The sequence below is a fragment of the Erythrobacter sp. S249 genome (assembly GCF_057364975.1).
Genome location: NZ_CP200287.1, coordinates 322414 through 336875 on the forward strand (window position 1 = coordinate 322414; position 14462 = coordinate 336875).

Genomic DNA, 14462 nt, shown 5'->3' on the forward strand with positions numbered 1-14462 from the left:
TCTTTGTTACTTGAATGCGCCGCGCAGCATCGTAGCGTAGCGAGCATGGCATTCGCTCCGTTCATCCCGCTTCGCGTTCTCTCGTCCTATTCCATGCTGGAGGGGGCGATTGATCCAAAGGGGATTGCGAAACTGGCCAAGGAGCGCGGCTTTCCCGCCATCGCCATTTGCGACCGCAACGGCCTCTATGGCGCAGTGATGTTCGCCTCCGCCTGCAAGGCCGAGGGTGTGCAACCGATCATCGGGACATTGCTGGGTGTTGCACGGCCGAGCAATGATGAGCGCGAGCGTACAATCGTCGATTACCTGCCGCTGTTTGCTCAGGACGAGGCGGGGTATGACAATCTGTGCCACCTCGTCTCAAAGGCGCACCTTGATCGCCCGTTGGAGCTGGACCCGCATGTCGATATGGCAGAGTTGGAAGGCCGCACCGATGGCTTGATCGCGCTCACGGGAGCAGGCGAGGGCGCACTCACGCGGCTTTTGGCAGAAGAGCAGACCGAGGCGGCGTATTCGTTATGTAATAATTTGCAACGCCTTTTCCCGCAGCGGCTTTATGTGGAGCTCGCGCGCAATGGTGATGATGCGGCGGCGAAGGCTGAGGAGGCTCTTATTGAGCTCGCCTATGCCCGCGATCTGCCGCTGGTCGCGACGAACCCGTCCAACTTTGCCGATCCGCACATGCACAAAGCGCATGATGCGATGCTGTGCATTGCCAATTCGACCTATATTGAAAACGAGGATCGCCCGACCTCCAATGCGCAGGCCTTCGTAAAGTCGGCGCCGATGATGGACGAGCTGTTCGCTGATATTCCAGAAGCGATGGCGAACACGCTGGTGGTGGCTCAGCGCTGCGCTTTTGCGCCGCCGTATCGCGACCCGATTCTGCCCAGCCTCGCCGGCGATCTGGAGGGCGAGGCGAGAATGCTGGCTGAAGAATTGCGTTCAGGATTGGTGGAGCGTCTGAAGCCTTACTACCCCGAAGCCGTCCATGCTGAGCTTGTCGAAGCATTGCATTATTCTTCGGCAAAACTGCTCAGAGAAGAAGGGCAGTCCTTCGACAATCTCAGGACGAACGGAATTTGGGAGCATGTGCTCGAGTACAAAGAGCGCCTCGACTACGAGATCGACATCATCGTCAAAATGGGTTTTCCCGGTTATTTCCTGATCGTTGCCGACTTCATAAAATGGGCCAAAGACAATGGCATCCCGGTGGGGCCAGGGCGGGGTTCGGGCGCGGGGTCAATTGTCGCCTGGGCGCTGACCATCACCGATCTTGATCCGATCCAGCTAGGCCTGCTGTTTGAGCGCTTCCTCAACCCAGAACGCGTATCCATGCCGGACTTTGATATCGATTTCTGCGAAACCCGCCGCGGCGAAGTGATCCGTTATGTTCAGCAGAAATATGGCAATGATCATGTTGCTCAGATCATCACCTTTGGTAAACTGAAGGCTCGCGCCGTACTGCGCGATTGCGGACGTATTTTGCAGATGAGCTATGGTCAGGTGGACCGGCTGTGCAAGATGGTGCCGAACCATCCGACCGACCCGTGGACATTGCCACGCGCGCTCAATGGAGCAGCGGATTTCAAGGCGGAATACACCAATGACAACGAAGTGAAGCGCCTCGTTGATTTGGCGATGCAGCTGGAGGGGCTACCGCGCAATTCCTCCACCCACGCCGCGGGCGTTGTGATTGGCGATCGGCCGCTCGCGCAGCTGGTGCCACTTTACCGCGATCCGCGCTCTGACATGCCGGTGACGCAGTTTGACATGAAGCATGTTGAAAGCTCCGGTCTCGTCAAATTCGACTTCCTTGGGCTCAAGACTTTGTCGGTGCTGCGCAAGGCTGTCGATCTCCTTGAGCTGCGCGGGATCACAATTGATCTCGGCGAGCTGCCGCTTGATGACTCGGCGGTTTATGATCTTATGCAGGATGGTAACACGGTTGGCGTGTTCCAGCTGGAATCTGAAGGCATGCGGCGCACTCTGAAAGCGGTGAAGCCAAGCAATTTTGGCGATATTATTGCGCTGGTGTCGCTCTATCGTCCCGGCCCGATGGACAACATCCCGCTCTTTGGCCAACGCAAGGCTGGCGAGGTTGCGATTGAGTATCCGCATGAGAAGCTGGAAGGTATTCTTTCAGAAACTTACGGCATTTTCGTTTATCAAGAGCAGGTGATGCAGGCCGCACAGATCTTGGCCGGATATTCCCTTGGCGATGCGGATTTGCTGCGCCGGGCGATGGGTAAGAAGGTCCAGGCTGAGATGGATGTCCAGCGCGGCCGCTTTGTCGAAGGCTGTAAAACCGAAAGCGGCATTGAAGCGAAACAAGCCAATGAATTGTTCGATTTGATCGACAAGTTCGCGGGCTACGGTTTCAACAAATCGCACGCAGCGGCCTATGCGCTGCTCGCGTATCAAACTGCATGGCTAAAAGCGCACTACCCAGAGGAATTCTACGCCGCTTCGATGTGTTTCGACCTGCATCAGTCGGAGAAGCTGTCGATTTTCGTCGATGATGCGCGCCGTTATCCCACTTGCGATGAGGGCGGGATCGCGGTTCTGCCGCCGGACATCAACCACTCCGAGGCGCGGTTTACGGTTGAACAGACCGATAATGGTTACGGCGTGCGCTATGCACTGGCGGGGATCCGCAATGTCGGCGAGAAGGCAATGGACGCCATCGTCGCGGAACGTCAGGCGAGCGGCCCGTTTGAAAGTCTGCAAGACCTGTTCGACCGTCTGCCACAGGGCAGTATGAACCGGCGTCAGTTGGAAGGTCTGGTTGGCGCAGGCGCGCTCGATAGTCTTGAGCCTAATCGCGCGGCGATCTTTGCCAATGCCGACATGCTGTTGGCGATAGCCGATGCGGCAGAACGGGAGCGGTCCAGCGGGCAAGCGGCCCTATTTGGCGGAGAGAATGCCCCGCAAGAGGAACTGCGCCTTAAGGTGCCCGACGAATGGTCACGCACGGAGCAAATGGCGAAAGAGCGTGAGAATTTCGGCTTCTACTTTGCGGCTCATCCGGTTCAGCAATACCGCGAAGTGGCCTCGGCCAATGGCGCGCGAACCTATCAGAGTTTAATGGAAGCAGGCGCTCCTTCCGGAGGGCGCGGAACCGCCGTAATCGCTGCAATGATGGAGGGCATGAACAAGGCGCGGACCAAACGCGGCGGTGAATTTGTGCGCGCAGACTTCTCAGACTCCAGCGGGCAATTCTCAGCTGCCTGTTTCGAAGAGGCACTGGTGCCCGAATTTGAGAAATGGGCCGCAGAAGGGGCGTGCCTCTTGCTCTCCGTTGAGCTCGATTCGCCCAATCCGGGTGAGCCGCCACGATTGACGGTGCGCGGCGCAAAACCTCTGGCCAGCGTAAGTGGGCGCACTCCAATGATGATGCGCGCCGATGTGACCCGGCCCGAGGCACTGAGCGAGCTGAAACTGTTGCTTACCACTGGCGAAGAAGCGCCGGGCGAGGTGCTCGTGCGGTTTATGCTGGCTGATGGCAAAGAGACGCATATGCGGCTTGGACGCAGCTTCATTCTCGACGGCGATTTGGCCGAGCGTGTCGCCGACATCGAAGGAATAGAGAACGTTGAGCTGCAGCCGCTGCGGGGACGCGCGAACCTAAAGCTGGTCGCTTAAGGTATCATCTTCTCGCGTATCCGTCTTCGAAGGCCGTTCAAACACAGACGTAAAACGTGCAAAAATTAGCAGGATCGTTGGAAACAACATAGTGTTCCAGATGTCCTTCCAATGCGACTCTGGAATAGTCTCCCACCCAAGTCCTTGGGCGTTCCGTGCATCCCACAGTTCACCCAGCAAAGTGATCACCAACACCAGTACCCAAGGCTTCCAGCTCGACGCTTTCCATCTCAGCAGCAGGCAAGAGCCAAGATAAACCCCAATGGCCACGTAGATATGCAGCGCATCTTTCGCGAGGCTGGTGTTTTCAACGAGCCATAATTTTAACTGTGTGAACGTCTCTATCACTTGCGCGCCCCGGACTGATCGCTAGTCTCTATGAGCAAAGCCATGAACGGCAAACAACGAATTTGGGAGAATGAATTCAATGCTCGGAGCGATGCAAGACTGGACGATGCGGATCACGCATGTGATCGATCACGCGGCCCGCGAAAACGGTGGGCGCGAGATTGTAACGCGCTGGGCCGATGGCAGCGAGACACGCACCGATTGGGCCGGCATCCGCCGCGATGCCTTGAAGATGGCGCAGGCATTGAAAGCGCTTGGCCTGCAAAAAGGTGATAAGGTTGCCAGCCTTGCGATGAACCATTCGCGGCACCTGGTTAGCTGGTACGGGGTCGCCGGAATGGGCGGCGTTCTACACACGGTGAACCCGCGCCTGTTCGACGATCAACTCGAATATATCGTCAATCACGCCGAGGATAAGGTGCTGTGTTACGACGCGGCCTTTCAACCCATCGTCGATAAGATGAGGGACAAATGGACGAGCGTTGAGCATTATATTTGCTACGATTCTGGCGAGCACAGCCCAGCGTTTGAAGACTGGATTGGTGCGCAGGATGGCAATTATAAGTGGGAAACGGGTGAAGAAACCGACCCCTGCATGATATGCTATACGTCGGGTACGACTGGCAATCCAAAGGGCGTGCAGTACGAGCATCGCTCGACTGTGCTCCACGCCGTTGCTGGATTGCAGCCGTCGACATTCAATTTCAGCAGCGCCTCTGTGATGCTACCCGTGGTGCCGATGTTCCACGCGGCCAGCTGGGGCCTCCCCTATGCGGGCGCAATGGCGGGGATCAAATTTGTCTTCTCCGCCGTCAATGATCCGGCGGTTCTGCATGAGCTAATGATCCGCGAAAAGGTAACAGACAGCGCCGGTGTACCGACCGTTTGGCTCGCCCATTTCCAATATTGCGACAAGGAAGGCCTCGACCTGCCTCCGTTGAAGGCTGCAACGATTGGTGGCTCGGCCTGTCCGCGCTTCATGATCGAGCGCCTGATGAAAAACGGCACACGCGTTCAGCACGCTTGGGGCATGACCGAAACTTCTCCGATCGGAACGGTTGGTGGGCCGACCCATGATTGGGACGAGCTAACCTTTGAACAAAAGGTCGATAAGACAGCGATGCAAGGCCGTCCGATTTTTGGCGTTGAGCTGCGCATTGTTGATCTCGATGACAATACCACGGAGCTGCCGCGAGACGGCGTTGCCTCGGGAGCGCTGCAAATTCGCGGGCCCTGGATTATCAAACGCTATCTCAAGGCAGAGACCGACGCCGTCAATGAAGATGGCTGGTTCGATACGGGCGACGTTGGGATCATCCATCCCGACGGTACATTGCAGCTGACCGACCGGACCAAGGATGTGATCAAATCCGGCGGGGAATGGATTAGCTCGGTTGAGCTGGAGAACGCAGCTGTTGGCCATCCCGGCGTTGCCGAGGCCGCCTGCATTGGCATGTACCATCCAAAATGGGATGAGCGGCCAGTGCTGTTCGTGGTCAAGAACGAGGGGGCGGACCTGTCGAGCGACGATGTGCTGGAGCACCTCAAGCCGCTGATTGCGAAGTGGTGGATGCCCGATGCTGTCGAATTTGTGGACGACATTCCGCACACCGCAACCGGCAAGATTTCCAAGAAGGACCTGCGCGACCGCTTCAGCGATTATAAGCTCGAAGGCGCCTAGGGGACCGAGGCCATCGCGCGGCTGATCCTGCTGAACAAGCCCTTTGGTGTGCTGTCGCAATTCAGCGGCGGCAAGGAGGGTGTTCAAGACACGCTGGCGCATCTGGTCGATGTGCCAGCGGTCTATCCTGCTGGGCGCTTGGACAAGGATAGCGAAGGGCTGTTGCTGCTTACCGATGATGGGCGGTTGCAATCGCGCATCGCGGAGCCGCGTTACAAGACAGAAAAGACCTATCTTGCCCAGGTCGAAGGCGAGCCGGACATGCTGGCACTGGATGCGCTAAGGCGCGGTGTGAAGCTCAAAGATGGTATGACAAAGCCCGCCAAAGCCGAGCGGATTGATCCACCTGATCTATGGGAGCGTGATCCGCCTATCCGCTTTCGCAAGAATGTGCCCGACAGCTGGATTTCCCTTAGCATCTCAGAGGGCAAGAACCGCCAAGTCCGGCGCATGACCGCCGCCGTGGGCCTGCCAACCTTGCGCCTCGTGCGCTGGAGTGTTGGCGAATGGTCGGTGGACAGCCTTGCGCCCGGTGAGTGGCGCGAAGTTACAGTTTGAGGAACCAAGTTGATGACACGCTATATCGATCCTAGCCCGAGCAACTTTCAGGCCTTTAAGGACCTCCCGCGTAATGAACCGATCCATATGCTCAACCTGCTGCGCTACCGCGACTTGGCCGAATACCCCGAGGACCATAAACATCGCGGCAATGGTTGGAGCGGCCGGCGCGCTTATGAAGAATATGGCGCGACCAGTGGCCCAATTTTTCGCCGGGTTGGCGGGTCGATTGTCTGGCGCGGGGAATTTCAGACCATGGTTACGGGGCCGGAGCCGGATGACAAGGTTTGGCATGACAGCTTTGTCGCGCAATACCCGAACAGCGGGGCGTTTTTCGAGATGATCAAAGACCCTGACTATCAACTGGCAGTTGTGAACCGCAGCGCTGCCCTGATCGATAGCCGCTTGATGCGCTTCAAGCCGGGTGAGGGTGGGGACGCCTTTGGTTGATCGCCCCGAGGTAGAGACCGCTTATGGGATGCCTCGAAACCGGATCAGAAAAGGCAAAATTAACCCAACGCGCCAAGGCTTTTTTAGCCAATCGGTTTAATCGGATGGGAAAGCCCCCGGCCTAACGTGCATGCCTAGTCTAATTTATGGACTCCGAGGTAAGGCCATGATCAAACTGTCAAAACATCTGTGCGTGTGCGCAGCGCTCTTATCGAGCAGTGCGGCGTTTGCGAGTGATTCTGGCTGGATGATCTCGGAGACAGACGGGCAGGTTTCCATCACTCGCGATACCAAGGCCTTATACGCGGCCAAGGGTACGCGACTGGAAATCGGTGATGTTGTGCGCACCAGCGAAGGCGGCCGTGCGGTCTTGGTTCGCGGGGACGAGTTCTACATCGTCTCTCCCAAGGCGCAGGTCCGCATTAAGAAGGCCGAAGAGCCAGGCGTCGCTGCGCAAGTATTCCAATACATTGGTGAGAAAGTGCTCGGAATGGAGCGCAAAGCCAAGGGAACGCCGGGGACAAAACAGCCGGTTCTCGCTGCTGTCGTGAAGGGCTATGGCGACAAGCCGAAGAAGCCTGACCTCAAAGATTTCGAGGGAACCGCCCACACGCTTAATCCAAGCGAATGAGTTGAGCGGAAACGCTATTCCTCGGTTAGTCGAGGCATCAGTTCCACGAAATTACAGGGGCGATTGCGGTTGTCCAATTGCTCGTGAAGGATCCCGTCCCAGCCATCTTTTACAGCGCCGTTTGAACCGGGCAGAGCAAAGACATAGGTCCCGCGCGCCACGACTGCGCAGGCTCGCGATTGGACTGTGCTGGTGCCTATGGTCTTGAAGCTGAGCCACCGAAACAATTCGCCAAATCCGGGAATATCCCGTGCACCCTTGATCCGGGACAACGCCTCTGGCGTGACATCGCGTCCTGTCAGGCCAGTACCGCCGGTGCTAACAACCGCATCGATAGTTGGGTCATCAATCCAAGCATTGAATTGATCAAGCAGCGTGCCAGCATTGTCTTTCACAATTGTGCGCGCTGCCAGAGAGTGGCCTTTGGCAGTGATCCGCGCGGCGAGAATGTCGCCGGAGGTGTCGGTTTCAGAGGTCCGAGTGTCGGAAACGGTCAGGACGGCAATATTGATCGGGGTGAAGGGTTTCGCCTCATCAATGGCCATCGCATTCTACCTTTCCAAACGTGCAGAGCGCCCCATAGACATTTGCGGAAACTCTGGCCAGCGCCCTTCGGCAAGAGCCCGGCGGCTCGGCGAAGAAACGCCCGCGGCGCGCTCATACATCCAGTAATTGCGCATAACGATTGCGACATAGCCGCGTGTTTCCCAATAGGGGATCGATTCCATATAGAGCAGCGGATCATCGTAATCGCGCACTTCGCTGTTCCAACGGCTGATCGGGGTAAGCCCCGCGTTGTAAGCCGCCATGATCTTGGGCAGCTTGCCCTCGGTCGCATAGCTGTCGCGCAGCATTTCCAGATGGCGCTGACCATAGGCCAGGTTGACCTCTGGATTGTTGAGGTCGGCATAGCTCGCGCCAAGGTTCAGGCGGCGATTGTGATCGCGGGCTGTGCCCGGCATGATCTGCATCAGACCGCGCGCATTGGCCGGGCTAACCGCGCCAGCGCGGAAGTTTGATTCCTGCAAAGCGTGCGCAAAGGCGAGGGCTGGATCGACGGTCCAACCTGTTGCCGGCTGCCAACGCGCCACTGGATAGCGCAGCGACGGATGAGACCGCGTCCCGCGCGGCGCGTTGTGCGCCATGAACAATTGTGTTGATGGCATGCCAAGCTCGCGGGCAAAGCGCGCAAGCAGAGTAAATTCGCTAGGATTGCCGATCCGCGCCTGATGGCGCAGCACTTCATCGGCCAGAACCGGACGGCCGATCTCGTTGAGAGCCGCCGCGATGCGTGCATTGGCACTGCGTTCCAGAACGCTCCAATCATCCTTGGTGAAAGGCGCAGGCTTGGCGCTTTCGGGCACTGTCACGCCCAATTGCTCGCCCGCCAGTAGGCCATAGAGCGTCTCATCATAGCGCGCAGCGGCGCTAAGGTGACGCTGAGCCTGTCCGGGCTCCCGGCAACGCACCAGTGAGCGATGTGCCCAGTAATGCGCCGCAGCGGTCAGCTCAACATTGGATGAACGGTCTGCTGCTCGGGCAAAGCTTTCGCCCGCAAGCGCGCAATACCCCTGACGCCATGCGGCAAGTCCTGCGACCCATTCACCCTCAGCGACCCAAGCGCCGGAGCCTTCAGAGACGGTCTCTGCCAAGGCCTGAGCCGAGGCATCATCATTCTCGATGTAATAGCTCCAGGCGACTTTCTGACGCCATTCCGCCCGAGCAGCCGAGCTGAGCTGCTGGTCGATCTCGATCAGCAGGCTGTGCGCGCCTGCTGGATCATCGTTCTTGATACGGTCGAGGATCGCCGACCTGGTGCTGGACGGCATTGTTCCATCATTCACCGAACGGGGACGGATCCGCTTTGACGCGTAAGGTTGGCGGCTAAACCGCTGAGCCTGAGGTAAATAAGGCAGGTTTTCGACACCGCGCTTTGCGCCCATGCGGCTGAGCTGTGCGGCTTGTGGCAGGTGAACACCATCGTCGAACCAGCGCGCAATGCGCTCAGCCTCAATTTTGGGACTCTTTGCGTGGGTGTAATACTCTGCGCGAGCAATCTGATGCAGCAATCCGCCCTGACGCTGGGCCAGCATGCCTTCTACGCGGTCCCATTGCTGCGCATCAATGGCGCGGAATAGATCTGAGTAAAACGCGTGCTCGTTGCTCGAAAGCACATTGGGCACAGATGCACTGCGCCCGTTTGAGCTCGCATCGTAATGCGCAACCATGCTCCCCGCTTGCGCCATAGCAGCGCTTGGCGTGGCAAGTGCGGCGGCGATTGAAGCGGCCAATATTGCAGGCCTAAGGCTTTTCGCCATCACCGATTTGCCGACCATTCAATCCATCTCCGCCAAAAACGCGCTTTCAGCCTGGGGCTTGCCATCAGGCTTTCCAAGCTTTCGCTAACAAGAAGCTTGGTTAATGGCTCACTAGGGTTGTTTTCTGGTTCAGATGTGTGGTTACTTTTTTGTGAATTGATTGCGTCTTGCGCCGCTGCGTGGCCCAAAAGCGGTGGGATGTTAGAGCCGAGCGCCAAAACCTTTTCCGGCGCGGCCAGTTTGATGTGCAGGGCCAAGACCTCTGCCATTCCCGCATGTGCCATTGCGGCCGTGTCCGCCATGGGCGTGGGACGGGTGAGGGCGGAGCCGAAATAGACCTCATCTGGCGAGAAGCCCATCGCGGTCAGCATATTAGCAAGCAAGTGCCCCTGCGGCCCAGACAGTAATTGTTCTTTGTCGCCGTCCTCTGGCGCGAGCACCAGCACCATCAGCTTCGCGCCCATTTTCCCGCGGGGTGGCACGCGGCCGCGCGGCCCGATTGGATCAAGACCCGGCGCATTCAGCCACCATTCTTGAAACGCTGCGAGGTCGTTTGGCGCGTCTTCGCCCAGCAAATCACCCTTTGGCCCCAGAGTTTTTTGCAGATCGTCCGCGTCGGATTTTGGTGAACTCGCGCTGGATTGCTTCGTTATCCCGGCCTCAGCACCGCTTTCTGGCGCCTCTTCGACCTCTGGTTTGGCGAGCCAATCCGTAACGTCATCGGCAAAGTCGATATCCACGCCCGCCGCGCGCCACCAATCAAGGGTAGCGACAAATTCTCGGGACAAAGGCAGGGTGGGGGCGGTCATACTGTTAATCGCAGGTCTTGACCTTAGCCGTGCCAGTTAGCAAGTGGGTAGGCACGCAAACTCTAGGATTATTCGGGGATCAAATAGGCTCATGAGCGAACGGGAATCAATGCCATGCGATGTCGTTATTGTCGGCGGCGGGCCAGCGGGCCTTTCTGCGGCAATCCGGCTGAAACAGATCAATGAAGAGCTCGAGGTTGTTGTCCTTGAAAAGGGCTCCGAAATCGGCGCGCATATTCTGTCTGGAGCGGTGGTTGATCCCAAGGCTCTGACGGAGCTCTTCCCTGAATGGCGCGATATGGATTGCCCTATGGCGCAAACTCCGGTGACCGATAACTGGCACTGGGTCCTGTCGAAGAACGGCAAGACATCGATCCCGCATCTGATGATGCCACCTTTGATGAGCAATCACGGCTGTTACACTGGCTCGCTCGGCAATATGACCCGCTGGCTGGGTGAGCAGGCCGAAGCGCTCGGTGTGATGGTCTTCCCCGGCTTCCCCGCTAATGAAGTGATGTTTGATGACAAGGGCGCGGTGCGCGGTGTCATCACGCAGGACATGGGCATCGCCGAGGATGGGTCACAGAAGCCCGACTATCAACCGGGCATGGAGATTGAGGCCAAGTACACGCTGTTTGCGGAGGGCGCTCGCGGATCACTGACCAAACAGATGAAGGCGAAATACGACCTTGAGGCCAATTGCGAGCCGCAGGTTTACGGCCTTGGCATCAAGGAATTGTGGGACATTGAACCGGGCAAACATGTGCCGGGCCGCGTCATTCACACGCAAGGCTGGCCGCTCAATGAAAGCGGCACTTGGGGTGGCGGTTTCTTCTACCATCAGGCGAACAATCAGGTCGCTATCGGCTTTGTCACCGCGCTTGATTACAAGAACCCTTGGGTTTCGCCCTATCAAGAATTCCAGCGTTGGAAGACGCACCCAGAGATCAAAGCGATCCTCGAAGGCGGCAGCCGCGTCGCTTACGGCGCGCGCGTGATCAACGAAGGCGGTTGGCAGTCTGTGCCAAAGCTCGCCTTCCCCGGCGGCGCGCTGATCGGCTGTGCAGCCGGTTTTGTAAACGTGCCCCGGATCAAGGGCAGCCACACCGCCATGAAGAGCGGGATGCTGTGCGCCGAGGCCATCGCGGCTGAGATCGCTGGCCACGAAACGCAGCCTGAGCTTCAGGGTTATGAGCCCGCCGTCCGTTCTAGCTGGATCGCGGATGAGCTGAAGAAGGTTCAGAATGCAGAGCCAGCTGTTGCCAAATATGGCGATGATATTGGCACGATCCTGGGCGGGATTGATATGTGGATGCGCACGCTCAAGATTGGCCTGCCGATCAGCATGAAGCACCATGCAGATTACACCATGACCGGGCGGGCGGATCTGTATCCAAAGATCGATTATCCGAAGCCCGACGGCGTGATCAGCTTTGACCGCCTGACCAATGTCGCCTTCAGCTTTACCAATCACGCAGAGGACCAACCGGTTCACCTGCAATTGGGTGATGCGGACCTGCAAAAGGCGAGCGAATTTGACGTCTTCGGCGGTCCTTCGAACCGGTACTGCCCAGCAGGCGTCTATGAGTGGATTGAGGAGGAGGGCAAGGAGCCCAAATTCCAGATCAACTCGCAAAACTGCGTCCACTGCAAGACCTGCGATATCAAAGACCCAAACCAGAACATCAACTGGGTCACACCAGAAGGTGGCGGCGGTCCGAACTATCCGAATATGTGATAGTTTCACGCTTATGCAGTTTCTACCGGCACTTCGGACGTTCACTTGCTTAGCACTATTTTTGGTAGGGATGGCATTTGTGGGATACGCCAATGAACTTGTCAAAGCTGTGTTGACTGACCTTGATCGTGTTGTCCTCTTAGTTGGCTATATCATTGGGATTGCCGCAATTGTTCATTGGCTTGCGCAGCGTGAGTTCTGGGCTGGTCGGTTAATGAATAGCGGCGATTGATGTGAAACAAACCGCCTACGCCAAGATCAATCTCGCGCTGCATGTCCGCGCGCTCCGAATTGTCCAAGCATGTGATGCGCGTTATGGGCATTAAGTGTTTGATTGCGGGGCTCGTTATCGGGAGCTTGTTGGCAATTTCTGGCAGCAATGCCCACGCAGGCGATGAAGACACCTACGCTTGCGTATGGATAGATGGGCGTTTGAGGGCATATAACGGGAATCCAACATTTCGCATTTGGCCACGCAATTCCAAAAGGCTTTTGGGTGTTGTTTCAAAGTCAGGATTGATCAACGATTCGGGGCGTTTGCCGCTGTCTTTGCGTGAACTTGATCCTCAATTTGGCAAGGATTTCTGGGGTGAATTTCTGTTTTGTCCAGTCGAACCAGAAAGGGCGGGGTGGATGCGGATGGGGTCCATAAAGGCAGCTAAGAACATTACCGTTGTCGATAATCGCTAGTCATTGCATTCAATCCCCTTGTGAACTGTAAAGGCCGAATGACCCTCACCGAAACCGCCTACGCCAAGATCAATCTCGCGCTGCATGTCCGCAAGCGCAGAGACGATGGCTATCACGAGCTTGAGACGCTGTTTGCGTTCGTTGATGCGGGTGACGCGCTAACGGCGCGCGCTGCCGAGCAGGACTCGGTCCAAACCCTCGGCGAATTTGCGGGCGGGATCGACAATCCGATGGATAATCTCGTGGCGAAGGCTCTGGGCCTGTTGCCCCGCGCAGAGGGCCTCGCAATCACGCTGGAGAAGAACCTACCCGTCGCTGCTGGCCTTGGTGGAGGTTCGGCCGATGCGGGTGCGCTGTTCCGGATTGTTGAACAAACCCATGGCCTGCCGGATGATTGGATAGAGCGCGCCGCAAAGCTTGGCGCAGATGTGCCCTGCTGCGTGCGCAGCGAAACAGTGGTTGGCCGGGGCACTGGTACACAGCTCGAACCAATCGAGAGCGATCTAACCAGAACGCCCGTCTTGCTCGTCAATCCACGGGTGCCGCTCTCAACCGGCCCTGCGTTCCAAGCGTGGGACGGGGCCGATCGCGGCGCTTTGCCCGCAGGAACAGCTCGCGAAATCGCTCTGGCTGGCCGCAATGACCTGACCCAGCCAGCGATCAGCATCTGCCCCGCAATCGGCGCAGTTTTGCACGCGCTGGAGGCCACAGACGCTTGGCTTACCCGCATGTCTGGCTCTGGTGCGACGTGTTTTGCGCTCTACGATAGCGAGGCCGCGCGCGATGCGGCGCAGGCGACCATCACACAAAGCCACCCGGATTGGTGGCAATTGGCGGGCAGGCTGCGATGATCTCTCCCATGATTGACGAGCATCCTTTCCAGCAAATGGGCGAGCCGACGCGCGGCGGGATCGTTTGCGTTGCCGATCATGCCTCCAATTTTGTGCCAGAGGACGTGCCGCTCGGCATTCCAGACGCGCTGCTGGAAAAGCACATTGCCATCGATATAGGCGTGCACGGCGTGGCCGTTCGCATGGCACGTGAGTACGGCATCGCCGCGCACCTCGCCACCGTCAGCCGCCTTGTAACTGATCTTCACCGAGAAGAAGACCATCCCGGCGTCGTGCCGACGGAAAGCGACGGTCACCTGATCCCCGGCAATATCGGCGCGGATGTGGAGGGGCGGCTTAACCGGTTTCACAGGCCCTATCACGCCGCACTCGGCGCCTGGCTCGACGAGGCCGCACCCAAGCTGATCATTTCGCTGCACAGTTTCACGCCTCGGTTGGAATCGCGCAGCGAAGACCGCCCTTGGGAGATCGCGCTACTCTACAATCAAGATGACCGCGCGGCCCGTCATGCGATCAATCTGTTCGGAGAGCAGGGGTTGAACGTCGGCGACAACGAACCCTATTCCGGGCGCGAGCTCAACGCGACGATGAACCGCCACGCCGAGGCGCATGGCCGCTATTATTGCGCAATCGAGGTCCGTCAAGACTTGATCGCGACCCGCGTTGAGCAATCACGCTGGGCAGCAATGATCGCAGATGTATGCGGAAGGGTTGCACTCGCGCTCGACTAACGGCAGTGGGGC

Annotated in this window: 13 protein-coding genes; 9 read left to right on the forward strand and 4 right to left on the reverse strand. The window is 57.8% G+C overall.

Features of this window, described 5'->3' with window-relative positions; genetic code table 11:
- The first annotated feature begins 45 nt into the window (after positions 1-45).
- Entirely contained in the window at positions 46-3645 is a 3600-nt protein-coding gene (gene dnaE, locus AC0V6V_RS01540) for a DNA polymerase III subunit alpha (RefSeq protein WP_486166160.1), read from the forward strand.
- Here dnaE and AC0V6V_RS01545 read toward each other — a convergent pair.
- Positions 3628-3993 (reverse strand): hypothetical protein, encoded by a 366-nt coding sequence (locus AC0V6V_RS01545; RefSeq protein WP_486163729.1) that lies wholly within the window; start codon positions 3991-3993, stop codon positions 3628-3630. The two genes, dnaE and AC0V6V_RS01545, sit on opposite strands and share 18 nt — an antisense overlap.
- Before the next feature lie 79 nt (positions 3994-4072).
- Between AC0V6V_RS01545 and AC0V6V_RS01550 the strand changes: the two genes are divergently transcribed.
- From AC0V6V_RS01550 to AC0V6V_RS01565, 4 genes are all read left to right on the forward strand, one after another.
- A complete protein-coding gene (locus tag AC0V6V_RS01550; protein ID WP_486166023.1) occupies positions 4073-5674 on the forward strand; it encodes a long-chain fatty acid--CoA ligase in 1602 nt (533 codons plus the stop codon).
- A gap of 12 nt (positions 5675-5686) precedes the next feature.
- Positions 5687-6232, forward strand: coding sequence for a pseudouridine synthase (locus AC0V6V_RS01555; protein WP_486166024.1), 546 nt, complete (start codon positions 5687-5689; stop codon positions 6230-6232).
- 12 nt (positions 6233-6244) lie between these two features.
- Positions 6245-6682 (forward strand): DUF1330 domain-containing protein, encoded by a 438-nt coding sequence (locus AC0V6V_RS01560; protein ID WP_486163730.1) that lies wholly within the window; start codon positions 6245-6247, stop codon positions 6680-6682.
- A 166-nt stretch (positions 6683-6848) separates the two neighbouring features.
- Complete coding sequence (locus AC0V6V_RS01565; protein WP_486166161.1) at positions 6849-7313, forward strand: hypothetical protein; 465 nt, start codon at positions 6849-6851, stop codon at positions 7311-7313.
- A gap of 14 nt (positions 7314-7327) precedes the next feature.
- Here the strand turns inward: AC0V6V_RS01565 and moaB are convergent, their stop codons facing one another.
- From moaB to AC0V6V_RS01580, 3 genes are read right to left on the reverse strand one after another with little or no spacing between them, the layout of a single operon-like run.
- Positions 7328-7858 carry a molybdenum cofactor biosynthesis protein B gene (gene moaB / locus AC0V6V_RS01570; RefSeq protein ID WP_486163732.1) on the reverse strand — a complete coding sequence of 177 codons (531 nt, stop codon included), beginning with the start codon at positions 7856-7858 and terminating at the stop codon, positions 7328-7330.
- Positions 7859-7864: 6 nt separating this feature from the next.
- Positions 7865-9649, reverse strand: a complete 1785-nt coding sequence (locus AC0V6V_RS01575; RefSeq protein ID WP_486163733.1) for a lytic transglycosylase domain-containing protein — start codon at positions 9647-9649, stop codon at positions 7865-7867.
- On the reverse strand, positions 9631-10440 hold the full coding sequence (locus tag AC0V6V_RS01580) for a uracil-DNA glycosylase family protein (protein ID WP_486163734.1): 810 nt from the start codon (positions 10438-10440) through the stop codon (positions 9631-9633). The genes AC0V6V_RS01575 and AC0V6V_RS01580 overlap by 19 nt, the downstream gene beginning before the upstream one ends.
- Positions 10441-10531: 91 nt before the next feature.
- Here AC0V6V_RS01580 and AC0V6V_RS01585 point away from each other — a divergent pair, with 91 nt between their 5' ends.
- The 4 genes from AC0V6V_RS01585 (at position 10532) to AC0V6V_RS01600 (ending at position 14450) form a co-directional block, all read left to right on the forward strand.
- On the forward strand, positions 10532-12178 hold the full coding sequence (locus tag AC0V6V_RS01585) for an electron transfer flavoprotein-ubiquinone oxidoreductase (protein ID WP_486163735.1): 1647 nt from the start codon (positions 10532-10534) through the stop codon (positions 12176-12178).
- A gap of 360 nt (positions 12179-12538) precedes the next feature.
- Entirely contained in the window at positions 12539-12868 is a 330-nt protein-coding gene (locus AC0V6V_RS01590) for a hypothetical protein (protein WP_486166162.1), read from the forward strand.
- A gap of 38 nt (positions 12869-12906) precedes the next feature.
- Positions 12907-13719, forward strand: coding sequence for a 4-(cytidine 5'-diphospho)-2-C-methyl-D-erythritol kinase (locus AC0V6V_RS01595; RefSeq protein ID WP_486163737.1), 813 nt, complete (start codon positions 12907-12909; stop codon positions 13717-13719).
- Positions 13716-14450: an N-formylglutamate amidohydrolase gene (locus tag AC0V6V_RS01600; RefSeq protein WP_486166163.1), complete on the forward strand. Its 735-nt coding sequence runs from the start codon at positions 13716-13718 to the stop codon at positions 14448-14450. Before AC0V6V_RS01595 ends, AC0V6V_RS01600 begins: the two co-directional genes overlap by 4 nt.
- The last annotated feature ends 12 nt before the right edge of the window (positions 14451-14462 follow it).

What these genes read in the sequence shown, in the direction of transcription:
- AC0V6V_RS01560 (WP_486163730.1), top strand. Translation starts at nt 6,245, where the DNA reads ATGACACGCTATATCGATCCTAGCCCGAGCAACTTTCAGGCCTTTAAG.
- dnaE (WP_486166160.1), top strand. Translation starts at nt 46, where the DNA reads ATGGCATTCGCTCCGTTCATCCCGCTTCGCGTTCTCTCGTCCTATTCC.
- AC0V6V_RS01575 (WP_486163733.1), bottom strand. Translation starts at nt 9,649, where the DNA reads ATGGTCGGCAAATCGGTGATGGCGAAAAGCCTTAGGCCTGCAATATTG.
- AC0V6V_RS01585 (WP_486163735.1), top strand. Translation starts at nt 10,532, where the DNA reads ATGAGCGAACGGGAATCAATGCCATGCGATGTCGTTATTGTCGGCGGC.
- AC0V6V_RS01550 (WP_486166023.1), top strand. Translation starts at nt 4,073, where the DNA reads ATGCTCGGAGCGATGCAAGACTGGACGATGCGGATCACGCATGTGATC.
- moaB (WP_486163732.1), bottom strand. Translation starts at nt 7,858, where the DNA reads ATGGCCATTGATGAGGCGAAACCCTTCACCCCGATCAATATTGCCGTC.
- AC0V6V_RS01580 (WP_486163734.1), bottom strand. Translation starts at nt 10,440, where the DNA reads ATGACCGCCCCCACCCTGCCTTTGTCCCGAGAATTTGTCGCTACCCTT.
- AC0V6V_RS01565 (WP_486166161.1), top strand. Translation starts at nt 6,849, where the DNA reads ATGATCAAACTGTCAAAACATCTGTGCGTGTGCGCAGCGCTCTTATCG.
- AC0V6V_RS01600 (WP_486166163.1), top strand. Translation starts at nt 13,716, where the DNA reads ATGATCTCTCCCATGATTGACGAGCATCCTTTCCAGCAAATGGGCGAG.
- AC0V6V_RS01595 (WP_486163737.1), top strand. Translation starts at nt 12,907, where the DNA reads ATGACCCTCACCGAAACCGCCTACGCCAAGATCAATCTCGCGCTGCAT.